Origin of the sequence: Solimonas sp. SE-A11, from assembly GCF_030345715.1 — a bacterium.
In the GTDB taxonomy this organism is placed as follows: domain Bacteria; phylum Pseudomonadota; class Gammaproteobacteria; order Nevskiales; family Nevskiaceae; genus Solimonas_A.
Genome location: NZ_JAUASX010000007.1, coordinates 64,752 through 89,027 on the forward strand (window position 1 = coordinate 64,752; position 24,276 = coordinate 89,027).

The 24,276-nt window shown below is 68.1% G+C and carries 26 protein-coding genes; 15 read left to right on the forward strand and 11 right to left on the reverse strand.

Annotation, left to right across the window (positions count from 1 at the left end; translation table 11 throughout):
• Positions 1 to 151: 151 nt before the first annotated feature.
• Complete coding sequence (locus tag QT386_RS09765) at positions 152 to 3,031, reverse strand: hypothetical protein (protein WP_289273565.1); 2,880 nt, start codon at positions 3,029 to 3,031, stop codon at positions 152 to 154.
• Complete coding sequence (locus QT386_RS09770; protein WP_289273566.1) at positions 3,031 to 4,839, reverse strand: hypothetical protein; 1,809 nt, start codon at positions 4,837 to 4,839, stop codon at positions 3,031 to 3,033. Before QT386_RS09770 ends, QT386_RS09765 begins: the two co-directional genes overlap by 1 nt.
• 279 nt (positions 4,840 to 5,118) lie before the next feature.
• Between QT386_RS09770 and trkA the strand changes: the two genes are divergently transcribed.
• From trkA to QT386_RS09820, 10 genes are all read left to right on the forward strand, one after another.
• A complete protein-coding gene (trkA, locus tag QT386_RS09775) occupies positions 5,119 to 6,492 on the forward strand; it encodes a Trk system potassium transporter TrkA (RefSeq protein WP_289273567.1) in 1,374 nt (457 codons plus the stop codon).
• A 2-nt stretch (positions 6,493 to 6,494) separates the two neighbouring features.
• A complete protein-coding gene (locus QT386_RS09780) occupies positions 6,495 to 7,988 on the forward strand; it encodes a potassium transporter TrkG (RefSeq protein ID WP_289273568.1) in 1,494 nt (497 codons plus the stop codon).
• A 215-nt stretch (positions 7,989 to 8,203) separates the two neighbouring features.
• Positions 8,204 to 9,142 carry a homoserine kinase gene (locus tag QT386_RS09785; RefSeq protein WP_289273569.1) on the forward strand — a complete coding sequence of 313 codons (939 nt, stop codon included), beginning with the start codon at positions 8,204 to 8,206 and terminating at the stop codon, positions 9,140 to 9,142.
• A gap of 169 nt (positions 9,143 to 9,311) precedes the next feature.
• Positions 9,312 to 10,604 carry an MFS transporter gene (locus QT386_RS09790; protein ID WP_289273570.1) on the forward strand — a complete coding sequence of 431 codons (1,293 nt, stop codon included), beginning with the start codon at positions 9,312 to 9,314 and terminating at the stop codon, positions 10,602 to 10,604.
• 22 nt (positions 10,605 to 10,626) lie between these two features.
• Positions 10,627 to 11,928 (forward strand): MFS transporter, encoded by a 1,302-nt coding sequence (locus QT386_RS09795; protein ID WP_289273571.1) that lies wholly within the window; start codon positions 10,627 to 10,629, stop codon positions 11,926 to 11,928.
• A 119-nt stretch (positions 11,929 to 12,047) separates the two neighbouring features.
• Entirely contained in the window at positions 12,048 to 12,377 is a 330-nt protein-coding gene (locus QT386_RS09800; RefSeq protein ID WP_289273572.1) for a hypothetical protein, read from the forward strand.
• A 41-nt stretch (positions 12,378 to 12,418) separates the two neighbouring features.
• Positions 12,419 to 12,865: a hypothetical protein gene (locus QT386_RS09805; RefSeq protein WP_289273573.1), complete on the forward strand. Its 447-nt coding sequence runs from the start codon at positions 12,419 to 12,421 to the stop codon at positions 12,863 to 12,865.
• A gap of 112 nt (positions 12,866 to 12,977) precedes the next feature.
• On the forward strand, positions 12,978 to 13,445 hold the full coding sequence (locus QT386_RS09810) for a hypothetical protein (RefSeq protein ID WP_289273574.1): 468 nt from the start codon (positions 12,978 to 12,980) through the stop codon (positions 13,443 to 13,445).
• Positions 13,446 to 13,601: 156 nt separating this feature from the next.
• Positions 13,602 to 14,012 (forward strand): GFA family protein, encoded by a 411-nt coding sequence (locus QT386_RS09815; protein WP_289273575.1) that lies wholly within the window; start codon positions 13,602 to 13,604, stop codon positions 14,010 to 14,012.
• 78 nt (positions 14,013 to 14,090) lie between these two features.
• Entirely contained in the window at positions 14,091 to 14,624 is a 534-nt protein-coding gene (locus QT386_RS09820; protein WP_289273576.1) for an alpha/beta hydrolase, read from the forward strand.
• Positions 14,625 to 14,787: 163 nt separating this feature from the next.
• On the opposite strand, the gene QT386_RS09825 is transcribed toward QT386_RS09820, so the two are convergent.
• From QT386_RS09825 to QT386_RS09835, 3 genes are all read right to left on the reverse strand, one after another.
• Positions 14,788 to 15,639, reverse strand: coding sequence for an alpha/beta fold hydrolase (locus QT386_RS09825; protein ID WP_289273577.1), 852 nt, complete (start codon positions 15,637 to 15,639; stop codon positions 14,788 to 14,790).
• A gap of 57 nt (positions 15,640 to 15,696) precedes the next feature.
• Positions 15,697 to 16,077, reverse strand: coding sequence for a nuclear transport factor 2 family protein (locus tag QT386_RS09830; RefSeq protein ID WP_289273578.1), 381 nt, complete (start codon positions 16,075 to 16,077; stop codon positions 15,697 to 15,699).
• A 92-nt stretch (positions 16,078 to 16,169) separates the two neighbouring features.
• The gene (locus tag QT386_RS09835) at positions 16,170 to 16,400 is read right to left on the reverse strand and encodes a hypothetical protein (RefSeq protein WP_289273579.1); all 231 of its coding nucleotides are present in this window, start codon (positions 16,398 to 16,400) and stop codon (positions 16,170 to 16,172) included.
• Positions 16,401 to 16,528: 128 nt separating this feature from the next.
• Here QT386_RS09835 and QT386_RS09840 point away from each other — a divergent pair, with 128 nt between their 5' ends.
• The 4 genes from QT386_RS09840 to QT386_RS09855 are packed head-to-tail and all read left to right on the forward strand — an operon-like array spanning position 16,529 to position 19,394.
• Positions 16,529 to 17,458 (forward strand): LysR family transcriptional regulator, encoded by a 930-nt coding sequence (locus QT386_RS09840; RefSeq protein ID WP_289273580.1) that lies wholly within the window; start codon positions 16,529 to 16,531, stop codon positions 17,456 to 17,458.
• Entirely contained in the window at positions 17,455 to 18,195 is a 741-nt protein-coding gene (locus QT386_RS09845) for a DUF2238 domain-containing protein (RefSeq protein WP_289273581.1), read from the forward strand. Before QT386_RS09840 ends, QT386_RS09845 begins: the two co-directional genes overlap by 4 nt.
• 1 nt (position 18,196) lies before the next feature.
• Complete coding sequence (locus QT386_RS09850; protein WP_289273582.1) at positions 18,197 to 18,823, forward strand: transglutaminase family protein; 627 nt, start codon at positions 18,197 to 18,199, stop codon at positions 18,821 to 18,823.
• 43 nt (positions 18,824 to 18,866) lie between these two features.
• The gene (locus QT386_RS09855; RefSeq protein WP_289273583.1) at positions 18,867 to 19,394 is read left to right on the forward strand and encodes a transposase; all 528 of its coding nucleotides are present in this window, start codon (positions 18,867 to 18,869) and stop codon (positions 19,392 to 19,394) included.
• Between the two features lie 60 nt (positions 19,395 to 19,454).
• Here QT386_RS09855 and QT386_RS09860 read toward each other — a convergent pair whose 3' ends face one another.
• The 4 genes from QT386_RS09860 to QT386_RS09875 all read right to left on the reverse strand — a co-directional run bounded on the left by QT386_RS09860 (position 19,455) and on the right by QT386_RS09875 (position 22,137).
• Positions 19,455 to 19,682, reverse strand: coding sequence for a hypothetical protein (locus QT386_RS09860; protein WP_289273584.1), 228 nt, complete (start codon positions 19,680 to 19,682; stop codon positions 19,455 to 19,457).
• Positions 19,683 to 19,697: 15 nt separating this feature from the next.
• Positions 19,698 to 20,117 (reverse strand): PaaI family thioesterase, encoded by a 420-nt coding sequence (locus QT386_RS09865; protein WP_289273585.1) that lies wholly within the window; start codon positions 20,115 to 20,117, stop codon positions 19,698 to 19,700.
• Positions 20,108 to 20,854, reverse strand: coding sequence for a TSUP family transporter (locus QT386_RS09870; protein WP_289273586.1), 747 nt, complete (start codon positions 20,852 to 20,854; stop codon positions 20,108 to 20,110). Before QT386_RS09870 ends, QT386_RS09865 begins: the two co-directional genes overlap by 10 nt.
• A 101-nt stretch (positions 20,855 to 20,955) precedes the next feature.
• Positions 20,956 to 22,137, reverse strand: a complete 1,182-nt coding sequence (locus QT386_RS09875) for a magnesium transporter (RefSeq protein WP_289273587.1) — start codon at positions 22,135 to 22,137, stop codon at positions 20,956 to 20,958.
• Positions 22,138 to 22,231: 94 nt separating this feature from the next.
• Here QT386_RS09875 and QT386_RS09880 point away from each other — a divergent pair, with 94 nt between their 5' ends.
• On the forward strand, positions 22,232 to 22,840 hold the full coding sequence (locus tag QT386_RS09880; RefSeq protein ID WP_289273588.1) for a TetR/AcrR family transcriptional regulator: 609 nt from the start codon (positions 22,232 to 22,234) through the stop codon (positions 22,838 to 22,840).
• Between the two features lie 16 nt (positions 22,841 to 22,856).
• On the opposite strand, the gene QT386_RS09885 is transcribed toward QT386_RS09880, so the two are convergent.
• Complete coding sequence (locus QT386_RS09885) at positions 22,857 to 23,264, reverse strand: energy transducer TonB (RefSeq protein ID WP_289273589.1); 408 nt, start codon at positions 23,262 to 23,264, stop codon at positions 22,857 to 22,859.
• Positions 23,261 to 24,172, reverse strand: a complete 912-nt coding sequence (locus tag QT386_RS09890; protein WP_289273590.1) for a LysR family transcriptional regulator — start codon at positions 24,170 to 24,172, stop codon at positions 23,261 to 23,263. Before QT386_RS09890 ends, QT386_RS09885 begins: the two co-directional genes overlap by 4 nt.
• Positions 24,173 to 24,276 lie beyond the last annotated feature (104 nt).

Below are 24,276 nucleotides of genomic sequence, written 5' to 3' on the forward strand. Positions count from 1 at the left end.
TTTGTGTTCGAGCGAGTCTAGGACTGCGGCTGCCGTCAGCCCGATAGTAAATTTCGACTTTTGTCAGCGACGCGCCGATGCAGATCGTGCCGCAGAAAAAACAGAACCTGCGGCGCGCCCCCCGACGCACCGCAGGCCTGCCCCGGCACCGTCAGCGCAGTTCGTGCGTGCCGGTGTTGCCGTCCTGGTCGTACGCGCGGATGCGCGCACGGTCGCCGTCGCCCAGTTTCACGCTGACGCGGCAGGCCTTGCCCTGCGCATTGCAGGACGCGGCCAGGGTTTCGCTGGCGCCACCGGCGCGTATCACCTGCAGCTCCGCACGCTGGAACCAGCCATGCTGCGCCCAGGGGCGGAAGCTGCACTGGTCGCAGATGCGCGGATCGCCGTTGTCGGAGACGAAGGGGAAAGGGCTCCCTTCGTAGCTGCGCGGGTAGACGATGTCGGCCACGTCGAAGCCCACCGAGTCGGCACCGGCTGACGCATTGGCAAAGCCGATGCCGTCCCACACCGACACCGCGAAGGGCTCGGAGCAGAAGGCGTAGGGCACGGTAGCGAAGGACTGGCGCGACTTGCCCTCCACGCAGAAGCGGTAATTGCCGGGAGCCGTGCTGCCGAGGCGCGCGGGGAAGGCGGTGTAGGCTTCGTAGCTGGCGGTCCAGACCCACTCCTGCATGCCGGTGTAGGTGCGCAGTACGCCAGGCAGGCCCTCGGGGAACTCGACGCGCACCGGGATCTCGCCGCTCTGGTCGGCGTGCGGCAGCCACACGCCGGGCGCGGACTCGCGTTCCACGCGGACTCGCGGGTTGTCCACCGCGGTGGAGCCGCCACGCCACTGGAAGTGCGCGGCCTGGAAGCGCGTGATGCCTTGCGGCTGCTGCAGCGCCTCGGGCGTGCCCGAGTCATTCGGCAGGCCAGCGTTCCAAAGGTCATAGGCCGCGCCGCTGAGCGCGCCCACGGTGGTGGACACGATCTGCTGGCGCAGTTCGTCCACCGCCGCCAGTGGATCGAGCAGTTCGCCGGACAGCGCCGCGCCGCCCTGCATGCGGGCCGCCATGCGTACCAGGCGCGTGGCCATGTAGTCGGCGGTATGCGCGCCGTAGGACGTCAGGGCCTTGCGGTAGCTGTCGCGGTTCATGTACTCGCGGTAGCTCAGCGTGTAGCCGTTGTAGTCGCCGGCGTGGCCGATGCCAACGGCGAGCTTGTAGCCCGGGGCGTTGAGGTCCTGCACTTCCTCGCGCGTGAAGTTTCCCCAGATCTTCGTGATGTCGGTCGGCTCGCTGTTGGCGGCCAGGGCGTTCTGCGGCAGGTCCCAGCCGCGGGCATCGTTGTGCACCTGCGCACGCATGCGTGCGATGGCCTCGGGGGTGAAATTGTCTCCGGGGATGGTGGTGGCGTTCTCCGGATCATCCGGATCGAAATGGGTCTTCTGGATCGCGCAGGCCTGCGCGTAGGCCGGGTCGTCCTTGAACTCGGGGATCAGGCAGGCCCAGTCGAAGCCGGCGTAGATGTCACCGCGCGTGCGGTTGAGGCGCGACTCCAGATTGAGGATCAGGTCGGACTGGGCCTCGCAGGCACAGGAGGCCAGCAGCACGTCACCCAGGCGGAAGGTCTGCAGCTTGAGCCGCAGGTTTTCCTCCACGACACCGATCGAGGGCGCATCGTAGTGGTCCGGCACCGGGATGTTCTCGGACTTGAGCAGGGCGTAGAGCTGGCCCGCACGGCCCAGGATCGGATCGGCGCCCGGAACCTGGATGCGCGTGCAGTCCGGCAGTCCGATCACCGGTACGCCGATGTCGCCGCCCACGGTGGGCTCGGTGCGGCAGTTGGACACGCTGGGATACGGATGTGACAGCGGGCCCGGCACCCAGGCGGTGAGATGGTCCACCTCGAAGTCGCCGGACAGCGGCACGCGCGCCTGCGCCGTTCCGATCTGCTGCCAGGCCTTCTTGATGTCGTCGGCCAGGAAGCGGGCGTTGCGCTCGGTCTGCACGTAGCCGGAATGCTGCCAGTCGCGGATCACGCCCTGTCCGGGCGGGCAGTCGTTGCGCTCCGGGACTTCAGCGTCACCCTTCCAGCGGCCGCAGACGCGAGCCTGGTCATCGAGCAGTTCCTCGGGGTCGCCGCTGTTCTCGGCGCTGCCGACATCACCCTGGCTGAACACCAGCGGCGCACCGATCTCGCGGTCGATGAAGCGTTCCAGCGGACCGAGGTAGTCGGCGCTGTGCAGGTCGTGCGGGTCCAGGCTCTCGGGGTGCTCGCCCCAGTTGACCCAGACCGCCAACGGCTTGGGCTGCGCCGGGTCGCTGAGGTCGTCGAAGCGCATCACCACCAGGCCGTGGTCGTTGAACTCGCGCGGGTAGCCGGCGGGCGTGCCGTCGTCGGCGGTGGCGGTGCGCACGACATTGCCCTTGTAGACGCGGTGGTGGATCTCGGTGGCGCCCATGCGCGCGGGCTTGAGATTGGCCGCGGCGGTCTCGATGGCACTGGCCATGGAGCGCGCCTGGTGCTCGAAGAAGCGGGCGTCGAACACATCCTGGAACACGAACAGGCCCACTGCCAGCGATGAGGCGTAGGCCGAGGTGTGGTCGTGGGTGACGTGGTACAGGATCTGGTCGTAGCCGATGCCGGAGTCGCCCTGGTCAAGCAACTGGCCGACGCGGCGCAGCAGCATGTCCTGCGCCAGGTAGTTGTCGGTCTTCAGCAGGGCGATGCGCTTGCCGTTGCTGCCCTCCACCACGATGGCGCGCGCCGTGGGGCGCGACTGCACGCCGTAGCTGGCGTGCTTGAGCTTGTGCGTCAGGAAGGGATCGAAGTCGCCGTTGATGATGCCGCCGAGCGTGTCGGTGGCGTACTCGCAGTACTGCCCGGCGCAGTAGCCGACGTCGGCCGTCATGTCGGCCACGCCAACGCCGGCCTTGATCTTCGAGACGCCAGCCGGCGGATTGCCGCCGGCCTCGCCGTCCACGGGATCGCTGCGGCCGGTGCAGGCGCACAGGGCCAGCGCCAGGGCCAGCAGCAGGGTGGCGCGCATCACAGCGACTCGTCGTCGTTGAGCAGGCCGCAGATCGCCGGCGACAGGCTCAGCAGGCTGCAGAGGCTGGTGACCGGCAGCTTGGGGTCGATCAGCCCGCAGAAGGCCGCCGGGGCGCCGGCGTCCAAGCAGTTCTGCGCGAACTGCGTCTGCACGTACTCCAGCTGCAGGGCGATGTCGCTGATGATGCAGTCGCCGCTGCCCGGCGCAGTACAGGCGCGCAGGTTGGCGGGCAGGTACTCGATGGGGGACGCGTCGAACAGCGGCAGGTAGCCCTGCAGGCGCAGCAGCGGCGCCGTCAGCGGGCCCATCGACACGAATTCCTCGTAGCCGGTGAAGGGGATCAGGAAGCCGGTGTCGCCGGAGGCGTCGATATAGGAGAACTCTTCCTCGGGCAGGATGTAGCCGAAGGAATTCTGCGTGAGACCCAGCAGCATCACGCCGGAGCCGGGATTGGCGCCTTCAGCCAGGCCGCGGATGAACTGGCCAAAGGTGTTGGTGGCCTCGCCGGGGATGGTGGCCATTTCCAGTCCGCCGGCACCGCCCATGCTGATGCGCGTGACCAGGGTCTCTGCCGTCATCGGCACCTGGCCGATCTGGGTGGTGACGGTGCCGAGAATCTCGTGCAGCACCGGGATGCTGGTGATCTCGCGCGGGGTGAAGTCGTAGTAGCGGTTGAAGGCGCCCAGCGGCGCGGCCACCGCGAACAGCGGGTTGGTGACCGGCAGGATGACGTTGGCGTTGCGCAGCGCCAGCTGCGGCGCCAGCGCGCGGCGCGGCTGGCGCAGGGCGAAGGCGGCAAGATCATGGCCGCGGCAGCGCACGCTCTCGTAGGGGTCCGGCTCGGTGAAGGCGCACTGGCCACCGCGCGGCGAGGCATCGGCGATCGGGCCGTTGTAGTAGAGGCCGACGCCGCCGAGCCGCTCCAGCTCCTTCATGGCGCCGTATACGTAGTCGGCATGCGGGACGCGCGGGTCCTCGTCGATGCTGGTGGGGTGCGCGGCGTACTGCAGGATCTGCAGGATCGGCCGGCGACTGCGCGAATCCTCGAAGCGCAGCAGGCTGACCGCCGGATCGGCGTCGTCGGCCGGGTTCACCTGCGGACGCCGGTAGTTGTTGAAGTCGGAGTTGATGCCCTGGCCGAGGCTGGCGTTGGCGCGGGCGCGGCCGGCGATGGCGGCGCGCGTGGCCTGGGCAGCGCCGGCGTAGAGCACATCGGTGATCCACTGCTGGGGAACGCCGCCCCAGAGGCCCTGCAGGTCGGCGCCGGCATGGGTGTGGGTCTGGCCGAAGACGACGTGATCGGCCGCGATGCACCACTCCAGGGCACAGCTGGCCTCGACCACGGCGGCGCGCAGGCCGTCCTGGATCAGGTTGCCGGCCCCGATGGCGTCAAGCGTGACGAAGGCGACGCGGGTCTCGCCCTGCTCCACCACGGCCAGGCGCAGCCAGGTGTGCTCGTCCTCGCGGTAGCGGTCGCTGTGGTGCACCCGCTCCTGGGCCGGCTGGGTCAGGCTGGGGCCGAGCTGGGCGAAGGGGTTGGGCAGGTTCTGGATCGGGTTGATGCCGTAGCCGCCCAGGTTGAACTGCTGCAGCTTGGTGCCCAGGAACAGGCGCGATTCCTCGACGCCGTCGATCTGCTCCTGGGTGGGGCTGACGATGGCCTTGGCCGCCCCCACGCACCAGTCGCCCGCCTCGCAGGGCGTACCCGCCCCCCCGGGGCCGGCGGCGCCGTCTCCCTCCACCGGCACGCTGTTGTGGCAGCCAGCGAGCATCGCCAGCGACAGGGTGGCCCCTATCCGGAACATCCGCATCTGCAATCTCCCCCAGCACGGGGGTACGCCGCGGATGACCGCCGGTCGCCCCCTCTGGACTCGTTATGACGACGGCCTGGGGCCGCCCGTGCCCACGCCCGCCGGGCGCAGAATTCTGTTTTGTTACAAGGGAGTCTAGGTCGCCACCGGGACCGGCTACATAGTAAATTCGACCTTGAAGGCGAGCGGCCATTCGGCGCCTGGGTTCTTGCGGCGGTGCAACAAGAGGATTAACGTGCGCGCCCTTGAAGGCATGATGGGACAGGCCCTGTCGTGAAGATCATCATCCTTGGCGCGGGGCAGGTCGGCACGACATTGGCCGAGAACCTCGCGAGCGAGCAGAACGACATCACCGTCGTCGACCAGAGCGTGGCCTCCCTGGAGGACCTGCAGGAGCGGCTCGACATCCGCACGGTGGAAGGCAACGCGGCGCACCCCGACGTGCTGCGCCGTGCCGGCACCGACGACGCCGACATGCTGATCGCGGTCACCGACAGCGACGAGACCAACATGCTCGCCTGCCAGATCGCCTATACCCTGTTCCAGACGCCGACCAAGATCGCCCGGGTCCGCGCCACCGAATACCTCAAGGAACCCAGGCTGTTCGGCCCCGGCGCGCTGCCGGTGGACATGCACATCTCGCCCGAGCAGCTGGTCACCGACTACATCCGCCGCCTGATCGAATACCCGGGCGCGCTGCAGGTGGTGGACTTCGCCGACGGCAAGGTGCGGCTGGTGGGCGTCAAGGCGCACTTCGGCGGCCCGCTGGTGTCGCGCCAGCTCAAGGAGCTGCCTCAGCACCTGCCCGGGGTGGACGCCCGTGTCGCCGCGATCTACCGCCGCGGCCGCCCGATGATCCCCGAGGGCGATACCGTGATCGAGTCGGACGACGAGGTGTTCTTCGTCGCCGCGCGCGACCACATCCCCAAGATCATCGCGGAGCTGCGCCGCCAGGACAAACCGGTCAAGCGCATCATGCTGGCTGGCGGCGGCAACATTGGCCTGCGCCTGGCGCGCGGGCTGGAGGACAAAATCCAGGTCAAGCTGATCGAGCGCTCGCGCGACCGCGCGCGGCATCTCTCGGGCCAGCTGAACCACGCCATCGTGCTCTGCGGCGATGCCGCCAACGAGGCGCTACTGCGCGAGGAGAACATCGAGGACATCGACGTGTTCTGCGCGGTAACCAACGACGACGAGGCCAACATCCTCTCGGCGATGCTGGCCAAGCGCCTGGGCGCGCGCAAGGCGCTGTGCCTGATCAACCGCGTGTCCTACGTGGACCTGGTGGAAGGCAGCTCGATCGACATCGCGATCTCGCCGCAGCAGTCCACCGTCTCCGCCCTGCTGGCGCACGTGCGCCGCGGCGACGTGGTCAAGGTACACGCGCTGCGCCGCGGCGCCGCCGAGGCGATCGAGGCCGTGGCCCACGGCGACCGCCACAACTCCAAGGTGGTGGGCCGCCGGCTCGACGAGATCAAGCTGCCGCCGGGCACCACCATCGGCGCCATCGTGCGCGGCGACGAGGTGATCATCGCCCACCATGACACGGTGATCGAGGCGGAGGACCACGTGATCCTGTTCATCGTGGACAAGAAGCACGCCCGCGAGGTCGAGAAACTGTTCCAGCTGGGACTGCGCTTCCTCTGACCGTGGGCTACCGCGCGCTCGTCAACGGCCGTCCCCGCCACCACCGCTACGCGGGCGTGCAGCGCATCATGGGCATCCTGCTCATGGTGTTCAGCCTCACGATGCTGCCGCCGCTAGCCATGGATATCTTCTGGGCGGAGGAGACCACCACACCTTTCCTCGGCGGCATGTGGATCACGCTGACCACCGGCGCCCTGCTGTGGTGGCCGGTACGCCACGAGCGCAGCGAGCTGAAGGTACGGGACGGCTTCCTGATCACCACTCTGTTCTGGGCGGTACTGGGGCTGTTCGGCGCCATTCCCTTCTACTTTGCCGACGAGGGCTGGCACAGCATCACGGAGTCGGTGTTCGAGTCCGTCTCCGGCCTGACCACGACCGGCTCCACCACCATCGCCCAAGGCCTTGACGAGCTACCTCATTCGCTCAAGTACTACCGCAGCCAGCTGCACTGGCTGGGCGGCATGGGCATCGTGGTGCTGGCGGTGGCGGTACTGCCGATGCTCGGCGTCGGCGGCATGGGCCTGTACAAGGCCGAGACGCCGGGGCCGATGAAGGACTCCAAGCTGACGCCGCGTATCACCAGCACGGCCCGCGCCCTATGGATGGTCTACCTGGTGCTGACCATCGCCTGCGGCCTGGCTTTCTGGTGGGCGGGGATGACGCCCTTTGACGCGCTCTGCCACGCCTTCTCGACCATCGCCAACGGCGGCTTCTCTACCCACGACAACAGCATCGGCCACTACGGCACCTTGCGCATCGAACTGGTGGCGATGTTCTTCATGCTGGTCGGCGCCACCAATTTCGCCCTGCACTACACCGCCTTCACCCGCCGCAACCTGGGCAGCTACTTCCGCGACGGCGAGTTCCGCGTCTTCCTGTCGCTGTACCTGGGCATGGGCATCCTGGTCTGCCTGCCGCTGGTGGTGATGGGCCCCTACCCTGATGCGCTGACGGCGATCCGCCACGGCATGTTCCAGGTGATCGCCTTCGGCACCACTGCGGGCTTTGCCACCGACAACCCCACCTCCTGGCCGGTCTACGTACCGCTGCTGCTGGTGATGTGCACCTTCATGATGTGCAGCGGCGGCAGCACCGGCGGCGGCGTCAAGGTCGTGCGCCTGATGCTGTTCGTGCGCCAGGCCTTCCGCGAACTCAAGCTGCTGGTACATCCCAACGCCGAGGTCGCGATCAAGCTCGACGGCAAGGTGGTGCCCAATGACGTGGTCTACGCCGTGGGCGGCTTCTTCTCGGTCTACATCGGCATGACCCTGGCCCTCACTGGCCTGATGCTGCTGACCGGCATGGACGGCATCACCGCCTTCTCCGCGGTCGCCGCCAGCATCAACAACGCCGGCCCTGGCCTGGGCGAGGTCAACGCCAACGTCGCCAGCGTCAGCGCCTTCGGCAAGTGGGTCATGATCTTCGCCATGCTGGCGGGGCGCCTGGAGGTCTTTACCTTGCTGGTGCTGTTCACGCCGGCGTTCTGGCGACGGTGATCCGCTGTCCCCTCGCCCGCTTGCGGGAGAGGGTGGTCCGGAGGGTCGGGAGAGGGCTGCAGCTCTTGCCGGCATCTCCGAACCCTGAAGCCTTTACAGCCCCCTCTCCCCCCACCCCTTTCCCGCCAGCGGGCGAGGGGAGCCAAGCTTGCGGATGACGGCAGCCCAGGGACTTTGCTCTAATCCGTCCTCTCACCGGCCATCCGCCCCCTTTTATGTCCGTCTTCACCAAGGTCAGCCACAGCGAACTGCAGGAATTCCTGCGCCAGTACCCCGTCGGGGAGCTGCTCGGCTTCCAGGGCATTGGCGAGGGGGTGGAGAACACCAACTACTTCGTGGATACCGGCGACGGGCGCTGGGTGCTGACCCTGTTCGAGCGCCTGAACTACGCCGACCTGCCGTTCTTCCTGGGCCTGATGGAGCACCTGGCCACCCGGGGCTTCCCCGGCGCCATGCCGGCCCACACCCATGACGGCCAGTCGCTGACCACGCTCAACGGCAAGCCCGCCGCCCTGGTGCGGCGCCTGACCGGCCAGAGCGTGCTGTTCCCCGACATCGAGCAGTGCCGGCAGGTGGGCCGCGCCCTGGCCGAGCTGCACATCGACGGCCAGTCCTATTCCGGCCGCTGCGAGAACTCGCGCGGCGCGGCCTGGCGCCGCGAGACCGGCCGGCTGATAGCCCCCAAGGTGGACGCCGACGCCCGCGCCCTGATCGAGGACGAGCTGGCGGCACAGGAGACGCTGGACCTGGCGGGCCTGCCGCAGGGCGTGATCCACGCCGACCTGTTCCGCGACAACGTGCTGTTCGTGGACCAGCGCCTGACCGGGGTGATCGACTTCTACTATGCCTGCAACGACTCGCTGGCCTACGATCTGGCGGTGACGCTGAACGACTGGTGCTTCGGTTCCGACGGCGAGCTGAACCCGGCGCGCTGGGAGGCGATGCTGTCGGCCTACCGCAGCCGCCGCGAGCTGACTGCCGCCGAGCGCGCCGCCTGGCCGCTGGTGCTGCGCGCGGCGGCGCTGCGCTTCTGGCTGTCGCGCCTGCACGACTGGGTGTTCCCGCGCGGCGGCGACATGGTCCACATCAAGGACCCCAACCAATACCGCCGGGTCCTGGAGCATCACCGCAACACGCCGCCGCCGGCATTCTGATTTGATTTGCTCCCTCTCCCGCCGACGGGAGAGGGCTGGGGTGAGGGAGGGCCTTCGATCGGCGGCGATGTGCGTGGCCGCCACTGCACCACCCTCACCCTACCTTCTCCCGCCAGCGGGAGAGGAAAAACGAGTACGGCGATCGCCGAATAGCTTGGGGGAGCACCGGATGAGCAAGGGAACTGATGGCGCGGCACCGGCCGGCAATTCGCCGGGCAAGGTGCTGTTCGCGAGCCTGATCGGCACCACGATCGAGTTCTTCGACTTCTACATCTACGCCACCGCCGCGGTGCTGGTGTTCCCCAAGCTGTTCTTCCCCGCTGCCGACCCCACCTCGGCCACGCTGCAGTCGCTGGCGACCTTCGCCATCGCCTTCTTCGCGCGGCCCATCGGCTCGGCGCTGTTCGGCCACTTCGGCGACCGCATCGGCCGCAAGGCCACGCTGGTGGCGGCGCTGCTGACCATGGGCCTGTCCACCGTCGCCATAGGCCTGCTACCCACCTACGCGCAGATCGGCGTGCTGGCGCCGGCCCTGCTTGCGCTGTGCCGCTTCGGCCAGGGCCTGGGCCTGGGCGGCGAATGGGGCGGCGCGGTGCTGCTGGCCACCGAGAACGCCCCGCCAGGCAAGCGCGCCTGGTACGGCATGTTCCCGCAGCTCGGCGCGCCCATCGGCTTCATCCTGTCCGGCGGCTCCTTCCTGATCCTGGCGGAGACCCTGACCGACGAGCAGTTCTTCGGCTGGGGCTGGCGCATCCCCTTCGTCGCCAGCAGCCTGCTGGTGCTGGTGGGCCTGTGGGTGCGCCTGTCGATCAGCGAGACGCCGGTGTTCCAGAAGGCCATCGACCATGCCGAGCGCGTGGAGGTGCCGATGCTCACCGTGTTCCGCGAACACGGCCGCGCGCTGGTGCTGGGCACGGTGGCGGCCATCGCCACCTTCGTGCTGTTCTACCTGATGACGGTGTTCGCGCTGACCTGGGGCACCAGCGCCCTGGGCTACAAGCGCCAGGAATTCCTGATGATCCAGCTGTTCGCGGTACTGTTCTTCGCCGCGACGATCCCGGTCTCCGCCGTGCTGGCGGACCGCCATGGCCGCCGCCGCACGCTGATGTGGGTCAGCGCCGCGATTGCCGCCTATGGCCTGCTGTTCGCGCCGCTGTTCGGCAGTGGCAGCCTGCCCGGCGTGGTCGCCTTCCTGGCCCTGGGCCTGGCGCTGATGGGCATGACCTACGGCCCGCTGGGCACGGTGCTGTCGGAGCTGTTCCCCACCGCCGTGCGCTACACCGGCTCCTCGCTGACCTTCAATCTCGCCGGCATCTTCGGCGCGTCGCTGGCGCCCTACATCGCCACCACGCTGGCGACGAAGTACGGCCTGCATACCGTGGGCTGGTATCTCAGCGCCGCCGCGCTGCTGACGCTGGCCGCGCTGTGGGCCACGCGCGAGACCAAGGACGACGTGCTCTAACCCCGGACATCGAGACCCTGCCATGCTCGGCATGACCCGCTACCAGTGGACCGTCCTGTTCGCCGCCTGGCTGGGCTGGGGCTTCGATATCTTCGACAGCCTGCTGTTCAACTACGTGGCGCCCAACTGCGTGCCGACGCTGCTGGGCCTGCCCATCGGCTCGCCCGAGGCCAAGCAGGCCACGCTGTACTGGACCGGCATCCTCACCTCCGTGCTGCTGCTGGGCTGGGCGGCCGGCGGCATCCTCTTCGGCTGGGTCTGCGACCGCATCGGCCGCACCCGCACGCTGCTGCTGACCATGCTGATGTATGCGCTGGGCACCGCCGCCTGCGCCTTTGCCGACAACATCTGGATGCTGCTGGTGTTCCGCATCGTCGCCAGCCTCGGCATCGGCGGCGAGTGGGCCGCTGGTGCCTCGATGGTCGCGGAGGTGGTGCCGGAGGACAAGCGCGTGGAAGCCGGCGCCCTGCTCTACACTGCCGCCCCCTTCGGCCTGTTCCTGGCCACCTTCGTCAACTTCCAGGTGGCCGGCAACTGGATGGCCGCAAGCCCGGAGACCTCCTGGCGCTACGTCTTCCTGTTCGGCCTGCTGCCGGCGGCCGTGGCCTTCATCGTGCGCCTATTCCTGAAGGAGCCGGAGCGCTGGACCCAGGTGCGCCAGACCACGCAGCCGCCGCGCATCGCCGAGCTGTTCGGCCCCGAGGTGCGGCGCTACACCATCAGCGGCTTCCTGATGGCGCTGGTGGCGCTAATCACCTGGTGGAGCTGCAATGCCTTCATACCGGTGGTGTCCGCGGGCCTGGCACAGACCGAGGCCGCGCTGCGCGGCCTGGACAAGGCCGGCACGCTGGCGCTGGTGGAGAACTGGAAGCTCACCGCCACCGCCGCCTTCAACTTCGGTGGCCTGATCGGCACGCTGCTGACCATCCCCGCCGCCAAGCTGCTGGGCCGGCGAGCGATGTTCGGCATCTACTTCGCCGCCTCCGCCGCCGCGATCTTCGCTACCTTCGGCCTGGACCTGCCGAGCGAAGCGCGCTTGCACATGTACTTCGCCATCGGCCTGTCGGTGTTCGGCGTGTTCGGCAGCTTCACCTACTACCTGCCGGAGCTGTTCCCCACGCGCCTGCGCGGCACCGGCGCCGGCTTCTGCTACAACGCCGGCCGCGTGTTCGCCGCCGCCGGCCCCTTCCTGGTCGGCGTCATCGCCGCGCAGGGCGTGGACGCCGCCGTGGGCGTGCTGTTCTGGGTGGGCGTAGTCCCGATGGCGGCGCTGCTGATGATGCCGTGGGTGATCGAGACACGCGGGCTGCGGCTGGCGGATTGATCGGCAGGCCACGTCTTCGCGTTCGATGCAGAAACGTCGGCCGGCCTGGAGAGCCGAACGTTCATCATCGTTGCGGAGTCTTGTAGTGTCGTGCGCAACAGCCAAGGACGGAACCACGGATGAGGGAAGCACTGGCGCTGGCGCTGGCGCTGGTGGCAGGAGGCTTCGCCGTGCTCGGCAGCCCGGTCACCGGCTGGTTCACCTACATCTCCGCCGCCAGGCAGCGAGAGACCGAGCGCTACAAGCGCAAGCTGCGGCAGACCTACGCCGACGTCGCGGCCTTCCACCGGCTGGAGGAGCGCTACACCCGGGCGCTGGAGACCGACGGCAAGAGTGCCGAGTGCTGGAAGCGCGAGATGCGGCTGCGCCTGCGCGAGGACGGCTTCAGCTCGCCCAGCGACGAGGCCACCGTTCAGAAGGCCGAGCAGCGCATCGCCGAAATGGGCTGAGGCCCTCTACACAACGCGGTAACGACACCCTAGGATTACCCATGTTCAAGTTTTCCCTCTCCTGCGCCGCGCTGCTGCTGGCGCTCTCCCTGCCGGCCAGCGCGGAGGCTCCGTCAAAGGACGACACGGACCTGGCCGAGCAGTTCCTCGGTTGCGGCTACTACTTCGCCTTGCTGCCCTCGCTGTCCGACAACAAGACGCAAGGCGAGCAGCAGGTTCGCGTGAAGGAACTGGAGAACTTCAGCCGCCTGGCGGCACTGGCCCTGGTCGGCCGGAACAACGCCAGGCTGGCCTCGGCCGTGGCCCGCAACCGCTTCTCCGAGGAGTTGCGACAGGCCGACACCCAGGGCGATGCCGCGCTGGTGCAGATGCTGCAGTCCTGGTCGGACCGCTGCACGGCGCTGATGGAACAGCAGTCGGCCGGCGTCGCGCCGCGCATCGAGGCCTACGTCGCGGCAGACGAGGCGGCACACGCCAAGGCCCCGTAGGCGCGACTGTGGACTGAATCATCCGGCCAGTCGCCCTTCCTGGAATCTGCTACACAGTCGGCCCGGGGCCAAGACCCCGGGACCGATCGTCCATGAAGAGGAGAAGATTCCGATGCCTGGTGTCCGCCGCCCGTCGATGTCGTCCGCCTGCCTGCTCGCGTTGGCGGCCCTGGCCTTCTCTTCCGCCGGCATCGCGGCGGAAGAAGCCGCACAGGGGCATGCGCATCACGATCATCATCACCATCACGACCACAGCCCGCTGCACCTCGGCACCAAGAATGCGCCGTCGGTCTCGCTGAAGGCCGAGCGCGACCCCATGGGCGGATGGAACCTGCACATCGACACCCCCGGCTTCCGCTTTGCGCCGGAGCACGTGAACCGGGCCAACGTCGAGGGAGAGGGACATGCCCACCTGTACGTGGACGGTGTGAAGCGTGCACGGCTCTACGCACCCTGGTTCCATGTCGACGCGCTCGGCGCCGGCGAGCACAAGCTGCGCGTCACGCTCAACGCCAACTCGCACCAGGAGCTGTACTCGGGCGGCAAACCGATCCAGGCCGAGATCGTCGTCAAGGAATGAGAGCCGGGCGGGCCCTGCCCGCTTGAGCCGGCTGCCGCTGCGCTCATCGCCGGAGCTTTGCCCGCCATCGGAACCTGACATCTGCGGGCTGGACGGCATGCTTCCGGCATGCTGAAGTCGCTTCCATCCGGGGAAGCCAGACCAGCAGGGAACGCCATGGACCAGCAGGGACGCGAGGGCGGTTGCCAGTGCGGCAATGTGCGCTACGAGATCGGCGGAGAGCCGATGCTGGCGGCGATCTGCCACTGCAGCATGTGCCGGCGCGCCAATGCCGCGCCGGTCGTGGCCTGGGCCATGTATGCGCAGGAGCAGGTCCGCTTCACCCGCGCCCAGCCGCAGGAATACGCGTCCTCCGCCGAAGCGCGCCGCGGCTTCTGCCCGCACTGCGGCACGCAGATCAGCTTCACCGCCGACTTCCTGCCCGGCCTGATCGACATCACCATCGGCAGCCTCGACCAGCCGGAGGCGCTGAAGCCGACGCTGCACTACTGGCACTCGAAGCACCTGGGCTGGGTGGAATTCGCCGACGGCCTGCCACGTCATCCGGAGCTGCCGCCCTTCGAGTGAGGCGTTCCGAGTTCCGATGAATCCCGCCATCCGCCCCGTGGTCATGTTCCGCGCCTGCGCCCGCCAGGGAGAGCGCTCATGAGCACGCCGATCCTGATCCTGCCCGGCATCGGCGGCTCTGGGCCCGAGCACTGGCAGACGCTGTGGCAGCAGGCCGAGCCGCGCATGCAGCGCGTGCAGCAGCGCGACTGGGAGCAGCCGCACCGAGAGGAATGGGTGCAGGCGCTGGAAACAGCCGTGGCCGCCACCGCCGGCGACGCCATCCTGGTGGCGCACAGCCTGGGCTGCCTGCTAGTGGCGCACTGGGGCCTGCAGACCAAGCGCAAGATTTCCGGCGCGATGCTGGTGGCGCCGCCGGACCCGGCCGGTGCCGGGTTTCCCGCCGCGGCGCGCAGCTTCGGGCCGATGCCGCAGCAGCGGCTGCCCTTCCCCAGCATGATCGTGGCGAGCAGCAACGATCCCTACGGCAACGTCGCCTTCTCGCGCAATGCCGCGCGCGCCTGGGGCAGCCTCTACCGTTCGATCGGCCCCTGCGGCCACATCAACGCCGCCAGCGGGCTGGGCCACTGGAAGGCCGGGCGCATGCTGCTCTGGGAACTGAGCGCGAGCTGAGCGCTGCACTCCCATCGTCATGCCGGCGGAAGCCGGTATGACGTGCAAGGGTTTTGGAACCCCCTCCACAAACGGCTTCCAGCGCCAAAAAAGATGCCGCCGCCCCGACGATGAACGGGGCAGCGGCAGAGGAGTGAGCGCGGTGCGAGTGCGCTCGGAAGACTCAGGCGGCGCGGGGCAGTTCGGCGGTGAAGCGCTCCGGTGTCAGGAAGGCCATCACGCGTTCCAGCACGCGCTCGTCGGTGAGGATGCGCCAGTGGCCGAGGCGATTGGTGCTGTACAGCTCGGCCTGGGGCCAGGCGGCCGCCAGCGCGGCGCTGTCGCCGTAGGGCACGGTGTCGTCGTCTCGGTCGTGCACGATCAGCGCGGCGGGCTTCAGGCGCGGCGCGGTACGCACGCCGTCGAGCTCGTCCAGCGGCACGCCGGTGTAGTCCTCCACTTCCTGCAGGAAGCGCGCATGCGCCGCCTGCGGCAGGCCGACGAAGCCGGCGAAGCGGTTCAGCACGCCGCGCAGCGAGGACGGCCCGCCCAGCAGCACCACGCGCTCCACGTTGAGCCCCTGGCCCAGCGCGTAGACCACGGCGCCGGCACCCATGGAATGGCCGACGACGGCTTCCAGGTTCTCGATCTCCGGCACCACTTCCATCAGCGCGTAGGCAAAACTGATGACGTTGGCCTCGTCACCCGGCGACTGGCCATGGGCAGGGCCTTCCAGGGCGATCACTTGGCGGCCGGCGGCGAGCAGCGGCGCCACGAAGCGGCCGAACTGCGAGGGGCGGCCTTCCCAGCCGTGTAGCATCAGCACCACCGGGTCGCCAGCCTTGCCCCAGCGCAGGCCCGATAGCCCGAAGCGGAAATGGATGCGCTGCGCCGTGGCCAGCGCCGGCTGTTCCCAGTCGCGCGGCGGCAGGCGCCGCGGGCGCATCATCAGGCGGCGTGCCGAGCGCACCGCGAACTGCGGGGCGAACAGCCCGGCCAGGGTGTGGTAGGTCTGCAGGGTGCTGAGGCGGGTCATGGCAGGTACTCCGATTACAGAAAGCGGGTTACAAAAAGCGGCTGCTCGAAACCTCTTTCAGGCGACTTGAAGGACGACGGCGGCGGACCGCGCCGGGTCGTACTGGGTGTGTTCCTCGACGATGCGGTCGCCGCGCCAGCGCTGCTGCGCGAGCTCTTCCTGGCGGTGACGGCGGCCGTCATGCCCGGTGAATTCGTAGACCCAGCGGATCCGCGTGCGGTCGCCGTCGAGCATCCAGTCCGCCGCCCGCACACGCAGCCCGCGCACGGAGCGCAGCAGGTGCTGGGCGTTGGCGATCTGGCGCGCACGGCCCTGCAACGGCGGGTCCTGGTTGTCCTGCGACTGCGCGTCCTCGGCATAGAACTCGTGCAGGGCGTCGATCAGCATGCCCTCCTCGACGAGGGCGATCAGGGCGGCGACACGTTCGCGGTTCGGCATGTTCTGGGGTCTCGTCAGGGTTTCCGGTCCGGCCTGCGCGCGCTATCGGGGGGAGGGGGCGAGCGCGGGCAGGCCGGGCAGGAAAAGGGCGATCAGGGCACGATCTGGAAGGCCGGGGACAGGCGGCGGACGACCTGGTCGCGGCGGGTGCGCGCTTCCAGCAGGCGGTCGTCGGCGCCCCGGACCAGGGTCACGGCCGTGGCGTCGCCGCCGGCAACCGGGGCAGCGCCCGCCTGTTCGGCGGCGCGGGCCTCCGCGGCCGCCAGGGTCAGCAGGACCAGGCCTGCGGCGGCGCCGGTAACGGTCAACAGGTTGCGGGTCATGGCATCACTCCGGTTTCGGACTGATGCCTAGACTATTTACTTCCACGGCCCTGATAAGCTGGGGTATAAGACATTTATTGTTTCCGCCATGGAATCAATAGGCCCTCCAGGGCCGGGGGAGCGGGGCCATGGAAGATCTGAACTACGTGCTGACCTTCACCCGCGTGGTGCAGGCGGGCAGCTTCGCCGCCGCCGGCGAGCGCCTGAAGCTGGCGCCCTCGGTGGTCAGCAAGCACGTCGCCAAGCTGGAGAAATCGCTGGGTGCCCGCCTGCTGCAGCGGAGCACGCGCAAGCTCTCGCTGACCGACGCCGGCAGCGCCTACTTCGAGCATTGCGCGCGCATCGTGGAGGAGCTGGAGCAGTCGCAGCACGCGGTGGCGCGGCTGCAGGCCGAGCCCAGCGGCAAGCTGCGCGTCAGCAGCCTGAATTCCTTCGTCGACGCGGTGGTGGCGCCGCTGCTGCCGGAGTTCTTCCGGCGCTTTCCCAAGATCGAGCTGGAGATCGTCACCAACGACCGCACGGTGGACCTGGCCGAGGAAGGCTTCGACATGGCGCTGCGCCTGACGCATGCGCCGGGCCCGCTGCTGGTGGCACGCAAGCTGGCGCCGATCCACTTCGTGGTCTGCGCCACGCCGGAGTACCTGGCGCGCCACGGCACGCCGCAGCACCCGGACGACCTGCGCGCGCACAACTGCCTGGGCTTCCCCAGCCCGCTGGAGCGCAACTTCCACTTCCTGCGCGGCGGTGAGGCCTACACGGTGCCGATCAACGGCAACTTCCGCGTCAACAACATCAATGCCCTGCGCACCGTGCTGCTGAAGCACACCGGCATCTCGCTGCTGCCCACCTACTGCATCGGCCCGGACCTGGCCGCGGGCCGGCTGGTGGCGCCGCTGCGCGGCTGGTACGGCTCCGACGCCACCTCGGTCTACGCCGTGCACTTGCCCAACCGCTACGGCTCGCCCAAGCTGCGGGCCTTCGTCGATTACCTGCAGCAGAGCATCGGCGACCCGCCCTACTGGGACCGGGACCTGGACATCCACAAGGGGGCCGCATGAAAATCGAACGCACGCAGGCCTGGCGCACCTATGTCGGCGGGCTGATCGTCGTCTACACGCTGATCTGGCTGTGGCTGGGCATCTCCCCGCTGCACCGCAAGGACTGGATCCTGGAGAACGTGCTGGTGCTGGCCTTCGGCGTGGGGCTCTGGGCCAGCCGTCGCGTGTTCGTGTTCTCGCGTGTGTCCTATACGCTGATCTTCGTGTTCCTGTGCCTGCACTGCATCGGCTCGCACTACACCTACGCCATGGTCCCCTACGACCAATGGTGGGAGGCGCTGACCGGCCACACCTTCAACAGCCTGTTCGGCTGGGAGCGCAACCACTTCGACCGCCTGGTGCACTTCTCCTACGGCCTGCTGCTGGCCTACCCGCTGCGCGAGATCTTCCTGCGCGTGGCCGAGGCCCGCGGCTTCTGGGGCTACTTCTTCCCGCTGGAATTCACGCTGGCCACCTCGGCGCTCTACGAGCTGATCGAATGGGGCGCCGCGGAATTCTTCGGCGGCGAGCTGGGCGCCGCCTACCTCGGCACACAGGGCGACATCTGGGACGCGCACAAGGACATGGCCCTGGCCGGCTGCGGCGCCCTGCTGGCGATGCTGATCACCGCCGCGATCAACCGATATTTGCAGCGCGACTTCGCCCGCGAGTGGAGCAACAGCCTCAAGGTGAAGGACTCGCGCCCCTACGGCGAGAACGAGATCAAGCGCATGCTCGACGAACGCGAGGGGGCCTGAGTTGCGCGACCTGATCGTGGAGCAACCGCTACAGGCCTACCTGCAGGCCACGCCGGTGATCGACTGGCGGCAGCCGCAGGTGCTGGCCCAGGCGCAGGCGCTGTCGGCCGGCGATCCGGTGGACACCGCGCGCCGCTGCTTCGAGTGGGTCCGCGACCAGGTGCTGCACAGCGTCGATCACCAGCGCAACCCAGTCACCTGCCAAGCCTCGGACGTGCTGCAGCACCGCACCGGCTACTGCTACGCCAAGAGCCACCTGCTGGCGGCACTGCTGCGCGCCAACGGCATCCCCACCGGCTTCTGCTACCAAAGGCTCAGCATCCACGACGACGGCGAGCCCTACTCGCTGCACGGCTTCAACGCGCTGTACCTGGAGTCCTGGGGCTGGGTGCGCGTGGATGCGCGCGGCAACCGGCCGGGGATCGCTGCGCGCTTCGATCCGCCCAAGGAAACCCTGGCGTTCGCGGGAACGCTGCCGGGCGAGGCAACCTTCGCCAATGTGCTGGCGGAGCCGCTAGAAGTGGTGGTGGAGGCGCTGCAGGCCGGGACGAGCTGGGACGGGATGCTGGAGATGCTGCCGGATGTGGGGACGGCGGAGGCTGCGAATCTGGGGCTGGAGCCTCAGTAACGTAGGGCGGGAAAGCGAAGCGCATCCCGCCTTAGGGGAAGACATGCCGAACTATATCCGAGCCTTCATCCCTGGCGGCACATTCTTCTTCACTGTCACGCTCCTGGAGCGACGCCGGCGTTTATTAGTCGACCACGTCGATCTGCTCCGTAAGGTCTTCGATGACGCGCGCCGACGCCGGCCCTTCTCGATCGACGCCATCGTGATCTTGCCGGATCATCTGCACTGCATCTGGACATTGCCGGAAGAAGACGCCGATTTTTCGGTGCGTTGGCATGACATCAAGTCGCGCTTCTCTGCTGGCATTCCAAAAGACGAATTGCTCAGCCAGCGCAGGCTGTCCAAGGGCGAGCGCGGCATCTGGCAGCGGCGCTTCTGGGAGCATGCTATCCGCGATGAACAGGATCTTGAGCAGCATATCGATTACATACACTACAACCCAGTGAAGCATGGGCATGTGCTCTCACCGGCAGAATGGCCGCATTCCAGCTTTCAGCGGTTCGTTAGGGCTGGAATCTATGCCCCGGATTGGGGCGGAACCGATGAGGTTCGGGCGATCGAGAGGGAGTAGAAAAAGGCGGGATGCGCTTCGCTTTCCCGCCCTACGATCCCGCCAGGAGCATCATTATCATCACCATGGCCAAACCGATTGTCTGCGCAGGTCGATGATATCTTCGACTTCAAAAGGAACTCCGCCCTCTGGATTCAAGCGTGTTCCGGTTAGGTAGCGCGAGCCACGAACCACCAATCCGCGATGCACCGCACCGGATTTCAGCTTCACGTCTACCCAGTGCACATCCATCTTCATCTCCGGCCCGAGTCGGGCACGAAATGGGTCCGGAACCTCCAGCGCCTGCATGCGCCCTCCCAATGCCTACTTCACCGGCAACGCATAACTCCCCGTCACATGCGCCACCGGCATCGGATCGCCGCCGGTGGTGATGCTCACTTCCATCACCGCGAGCCGGCGGCCCAGCTTGAGCATTTTCGCCTCGGCTAGCACGTCGCCGGGGCGGCCCTTGTTGAGGAAGTTGATGTTGAGGTTGGACGTCACCGCCATCAGCTCGGGGCCGACGTGCGACAGCACCAGGGCGTACATGGCCGAGTCCGCTGCGCTGAACAGCGTGGGACCGGAGATCACGTTGCCCGGTCGCAGCATCTTCTCGTGGTACGGCAGGCGCACACGTGCATAACCAGGGCGCACCTCCTCCACCGCAAAGCCGCTCTTACCCACCGCCGGCAGGCCACCACGAATCAGCATCTGCACTTCTTCCGCCGTCAGCTTCAGATCCACCCCAATCCCCTCGATGCGTCCCACAACAGTTTCAGCGACAGCACGACCAGGATGATCTTGAATATCCGGTCGAACTGATCCTGGGCGATGCGCCCGTTGAAGTGCTTGCCCAGCGCCGTGCCGGCGATCACCGCGACACACAAGGGCAGCAAGCGCTCCGGCTGCGCCAGCGCGCTGAAGCCGACCACGCCGAAGGCCGCCACGCGCAGGCCGTGGCCGAGCATCTGCGTCAGCGCCAGCGTGCCGATCACGGTTTCCTTGCGCCATTGCGGCAGAAAGAACAGGCGCCCCACGAACAGGCCGGTGGCACCGACGAACATGCCGAGCACACCGTTGAGTGCGCCCGCGGTGAGGAAGGCCAGCGTCGGCGGCATCAGTGCCTGGTCACCACGGCCCGGTGCCAGCGAGACCAGGATCAGCCCCGCCAGCAGCAGTTGTACCCAGTTGGCATCCACGCCCACTGCATAGGGCGCCACCAGGAAGGTGATCGGCACCGCGGCCAGCAGGAACCAGCCGGCGGCACGCCATTCCACGTGCTTCACGTAGGCCACGGTGCGCGAGGTGTTGGAAACGAACTGTACCGCGGCGAACAGCGGCACAGCCTCGGCCGTGGTCATGCCAATGGCATAGAACAGGCCGATCAGGATGGTGCCACCGCCCAGTCCGGCCACGCCGGACAGCGCCGAGGTCAGGAATCCGGCGACGGTGATGACGGCGATGAGGGGGAGGTCGGACAACGAAACTTCCAGGACAGCAGGGCGCTCATTGTAGGAGCCGGCTCGCCGGCGACAAGTTGGGTGTCGCCGGCAAGCCGGCTCCTACAAGGGAACAGAGGCCCTCAGAGTACGAACGCCGCCGCCAGCCCCAGCATCAGGCCCATGCCGGCGATATCGGTGCCGGTAGTCAGGAAGATGCTGGAGGCCGTGGCTGGGTCGGCACCGAAGCGGCGCAGCGTCAGCGGCACCATCACGCCGAACAGGCCGCTGAGCACGCAGGCCCCGGTCATGGCGGCGCAGATCACCACGCCCAGCAGCGGGGCCTGCTCGTTGCCGTCACGCGCGGCGGTCCACCACATGGCGGCACCGGCCACCAGGCCGGTGAGGAATCCGTTGAGCGCACCCAGCAGCATCTCCTTACCCAGCAGGCGGCGCATCGGGAAGCCGTCCAGGTCGCCCAGCGTCAGGCCGCGCAGCGTGATCGCCAGCGTCTGGCAGCCGTTGTTGCCGCTCTGCCCCGCCAGCACCGGCAGGAAGGCCGCCAGCGCCACGACCTTGGAGATGGTGTCCTCGAAAGCACCGACCACGAAGGCGGCGAGGAACGCCGTGAGCAGGTTGATCTGCAGCCAGGGGTGGCGCTGGCGGAAGGCCTGCCACAGCGGCGTCTGCACGCGCTCTTCCTTGTCCAGGCCCACCATGCTGCCGGACTGCGCGCTGATCTCCACCGCCTGGCGCTCGAACAGCTTCCAGCCGCGCACGATGCCGGTGAGCCCGCCCTCCGCGTCCACCACCGGGTACACCGGGTAGTGCCGGTAGACCGCCGCCTTGATCGCATCGCCCGCCGCCATGTCGGCGGTCAGCGCGAAAGGATGGGGCAGCATCACGCCGGCCAGAGTCTGCTCCGGCTGTGCCAGCAGCAGGTCGCGGATCACCACCATGCCGGCCAGGCGCTTTTCGCGGGTGACGTAAAGGTAAGTGATCTGCTGCGGATTGTCGTGGCCGCGCAGGTAGGCGATGGCCTGCGCCACGGTAGCGTCCGCGTCGAGCACGCCCACCGCCGGTTCCATCATCTCGGCCACGGTGCCGGGGATCTCCAGCTCTGTGGTGGCCTGGTCTCGCCCGTCCGGGCAGAGGTGATCCGGCAGGTGCTGCTGGATCTCCGCGGCGAGCTTGGCAGGCAGCTCGCGCAGCACCGCCGCCACCCGTTCCACCGGCTCGCGGCTCAGCAGCTGGGCGGCGTCCAGGGGTACGCGGGTCCGTACGGCGCGCACCAGTTCCTTGTGCGTATGCGACGAGGTTTCCATGAGGCTGATCTCCCCTCTGTTTACCGGATTATGCCGGGCGGCATTGACATCGTGGCAGCCGGCCAGATACTAGCCGGTATGCAGAGCCCGCCCCATGCCCGCCGCCGCGCCTAAGCGCCAGCCCGACGTCACCCGCCAGCGCCTGCTGGAATGTGCCTTCGACGAGATATACCGATGCGGCTTTCGTGCCGCCAGCCTTGACGCGATTCTGCGCGACTCCGGTGTGACCAAAGGCGCGCTTTACCACCACTTCGAGAACAAGACGGCGCTGGGTTATGCCGTGGTGGACGAAATGGTGCGCCCCTGGATCGAGCAAAGCTGGCGCCCATTGGTGGAGGCCGACGACATCGTCACCACCGCCCTGGCCCTGAGCGGCGAGCTGCTGCGCGAGCGCGCCGAGAAGATCCTGGCCTACGGCTGCCCGCTCAACAACCTGGTCAACGAGATGGCCCCGGTGGACGAGGGCTTCCGCGAGCGCCTGCAGTCGATCCTGGACGACTGGCGCAGCGGCCTGGCCGAGGCGCTGAGCCAGGGCCAGAAGCGAGGCCAGTTGCGCCGCGGCTTCGATCCGGGCGCGGCGGCGGACTTCATCATCGCCTGCGTGGAAGGCAGCTTCGGCCTGGCCAAGCTGCGGCAGTCACCGCAGGTGCTGCAGTCGGTGATGCGCGGGCTGGGCGATTACCTGGAGCAGTTGCGGGCCTGAGACAACTCTCGCCAATTCAGCAGGGCGGGCCGGGGCGAAGGCAGAGCCTGAGCACCAGGACTGGATCGAAGGCGGGCGCGTAGTCCGGTAAAGGCATCGGGCTGGCGCGATGAGCGGCAGCTATCACCGAGCGATCCAGTTCCTCACTGCCACAGGGCTGGACCAAGCTAGCGTCCGTCACGCGTCCATCGTCCGCCAGCTCGACACGCACCACGCATCTGAAGTTCTCCGTCACGGGGCCATTCACCATCCAGGCAGCGCGCAGCTTCCGCGCGATAGCCTGCGCCCAGGCGGCCTGCTCCTTCTGCAGCATCGACGCTGCACGATCCTCAACCGGCAGCGTTTGGGGCCGCTCCACAGCACCGCCGGCGCAGGCCACCTGCATCATCAACAGCGCCAGCAGGAGTATTCGCAGGTCCTTCACCCCTGGCGCCCCATCAACGCCCGCATCCCTGGCTCCTCCGCGATGCGGTCGCGGAACCACTGCAGCGCCCGCCCCTCTTCGCCGGAGCGCCAGGCCAGGTGCATGGTCACCGGCGAGCGCTCGGCAGCCACCTGGCGCTCCACCAGCCGCCCGGCCTCGATGTGCGGGCGTGCGAGGTGCTCCGGCAGGTAGCCCACGCCCAGGCCGGCGATCTGCGCCGCGGCCTTGGCGGACAGCGAGGACACCACCATCACCTCCTGCCCGGGCTGGATGCCGTTGCTGCGCGCCGGCAGGCGCCGCGAGGAGTCCGCGGCGGCGATGCTGCGGTAGCGCGCCACGATCTCCGGCAGCAGCGGCTCCGGCGCCTCGACCAGCGGATGGTGCGGCGCCACCACGAAGACGAAGGGGATGACGCCGATCTGCTTGGTCAGCAGGCCATAGCCATGCGGGGCATCGCCGCCCGCGCCCACGGTGAGGTCGGCACGGCGGTCGATCAGCGCGTCCCAGGTGCCGCCGAATATCTCCTGGGTGAAGCGCAGGCGCGTGCCGGTCATCAGCGCGTCGAAGGCCGAGATCACCGGGAACAGGGCCTCGATCGGGATGATGTCGTCCACCGCAATGACCAGCTGCGTCTCCCAGCCATGGCCGGCGCGCTTGACCGAGTTCTCCAGGCTCTCGGCCTGGCGCAGAAGCTCGCGGCCGCGCTCCAGCAGCACCAGCCCGGCAGGCGTCAGCCGGGCCCGGCGGCCGCTGCGGTCGAACAAGGGCACGCCCATGTCGGACTCCAGCTTCTGCACGGTGTAGGTCACGGCGGAGGGCACGCGGTGCAGGGCCTCGGCGGCCCGAGCGAAGCTGCCGTGCTCGTCGATGGCGTCCAGGGTCTCCAGGGCTTCCAGGGTCAGGCGCATCTTCAACTCGTTTGAATGTTCGCTTCGAAACTTTCCGCTTTTTTGACCCCAGGTCAAGTCTTACATTGGGTTTGAGCATTCAAACGAACTGACTGGAGCGAACC

Coding starts and splice junctions, on each gene's coding strand:
- QT386_RS09810 (WP_289273574.1), top strand. CDS start 12,978: ATGCCTGGTGTCCGCCGCCCGTCGATGTCGTCCGCCTGCCTGCTCGCG.
- QT386_RS09765 (WP_289273565.1), bottom strand. CDS start 3,031: ATGCGCGCCACCCTGCTGCTGGCCCTGGCGCTGGCCCTGTGCGCCTGC.
- QT386_RS09860 (WP_289273584.1), bottom strand. CDS start 19,682: ATGCAGGCGCTGGAGGTTCCGGACCCATTTCGTGCCCGACTCGGGCCG.
- QT386_RS09815 (WP_289273575.1), top strand. CDS start 13,602: ATGGACCAGCAGGGACGCGAGGGCGGTTGCCAGTGCGGCAATGTGCGC.
- QT386_RS09790 (WP_289273570.1), top strand. CDS start 9,312: ATGAGCAAGGGAACTGATGGCGCGGCACCGGCCGGCAATTCGCCGGGC.
- QT386_RS09880 (WP_289273588.1), top strand. CDS start 22,232: ATGCCCGCCGCCGCGCCTAAGCGCCAGCCCGACGTCACCCGCCAGCGC.
- QT386_RS09800 (WP_289273572.1), top strand. CDS start 12,048: ATGAGGGAAGCACTGGCGCTGGCGCTGGCGCTGGTGGCAGGAGGCTTC.
- QT386_RS09835 (WP_289273579.1), bottom strand. CDS start 16,400: ATGACCCGCAACCTGTTGACCGTTACCGGCGCCGCCGCAGGCCTGGTC.
- QT386_RS09770 (WP_289273566.1), bottom strand. CDS start 4,839: ATGTTCCGGATAGGGGCCACCCTGTCGCTGGCGATGCTCGCTGGCTGC.
- QT386_RS09795 (WP_289273571.1), top strand. CDS start 10,627: ATGCTCGGCATGACCCGCTACCAGTGGACCGTCCTGTTCGCCGCCTGG.
- QT386_RS09825 (WP_289273577.1), bottom strand. CDS start 15,639: ATGACCCGCCTCAGCACCCTGCAGACCTACCACACCCTGGCCGGGCTG.
- QT386_RS09875 (WP_289273587.1), bottom strand. CDS start 22,137: ATGGAAACCTCGTCGCATACGCACAAGGAACTGGTGCGCGCCGTACGG.
- QT386_RS09805 (WP_289273573.1), top strand. CDS start 12,419: ATGTTCAAGTTTTCCCTCTCCTGCGCCGCGCTGCTGCTGGCGCTCTCC.
- QT386_RS09785 (WP_289273569.1), top strand. CDS start 8,204: ATGTCCGTCTTCACCAAGGTCAGCCACAGCGAACTGCAGGAATTCCTG.
- QT386_RS09855 (WP_289273583.1), top strand. CDS start 18,867: ATGCCGAACTATATCCGAGCCTTCATCCCTGGCGGCACATTCTTCTTC.
- QT386_RS09830 (WP_289273578.1), bottom strand. CDS start 16,077: ATGCCGAACCGCGAACGTGTCGCCGCCCTGATCGCCCTCGTCGAGGAG.
- QT386_RS09890 (WP_289273590.1), bottom strand. CDS start 24,172: ATGCGCCTGACCCTGGAAGCCCTGGAGACCCTGGACGCCATCGACGAG.
- QT386_RS09820 (WP_289273576.1), top strand. CDS start 14,091: ATGAGCACGCCGATCCTGATCCTGCCCGGCATCGGCGGCTCTGGGCCC.
- QT386_RS09840 (WP_289273580.1), top strand. CDS start 16,529: ATGGAAGATCTGAACTACGTGCTGACCTTCACCCGCGTGGTGCAGGCG.
- QT386_RS09845 (WP_289273581.1), top strand. CDS start 17,455: ATGAAAATCGAACGCACGCAGGCCTGGCGCACCTATGTCGGCGGGCTG.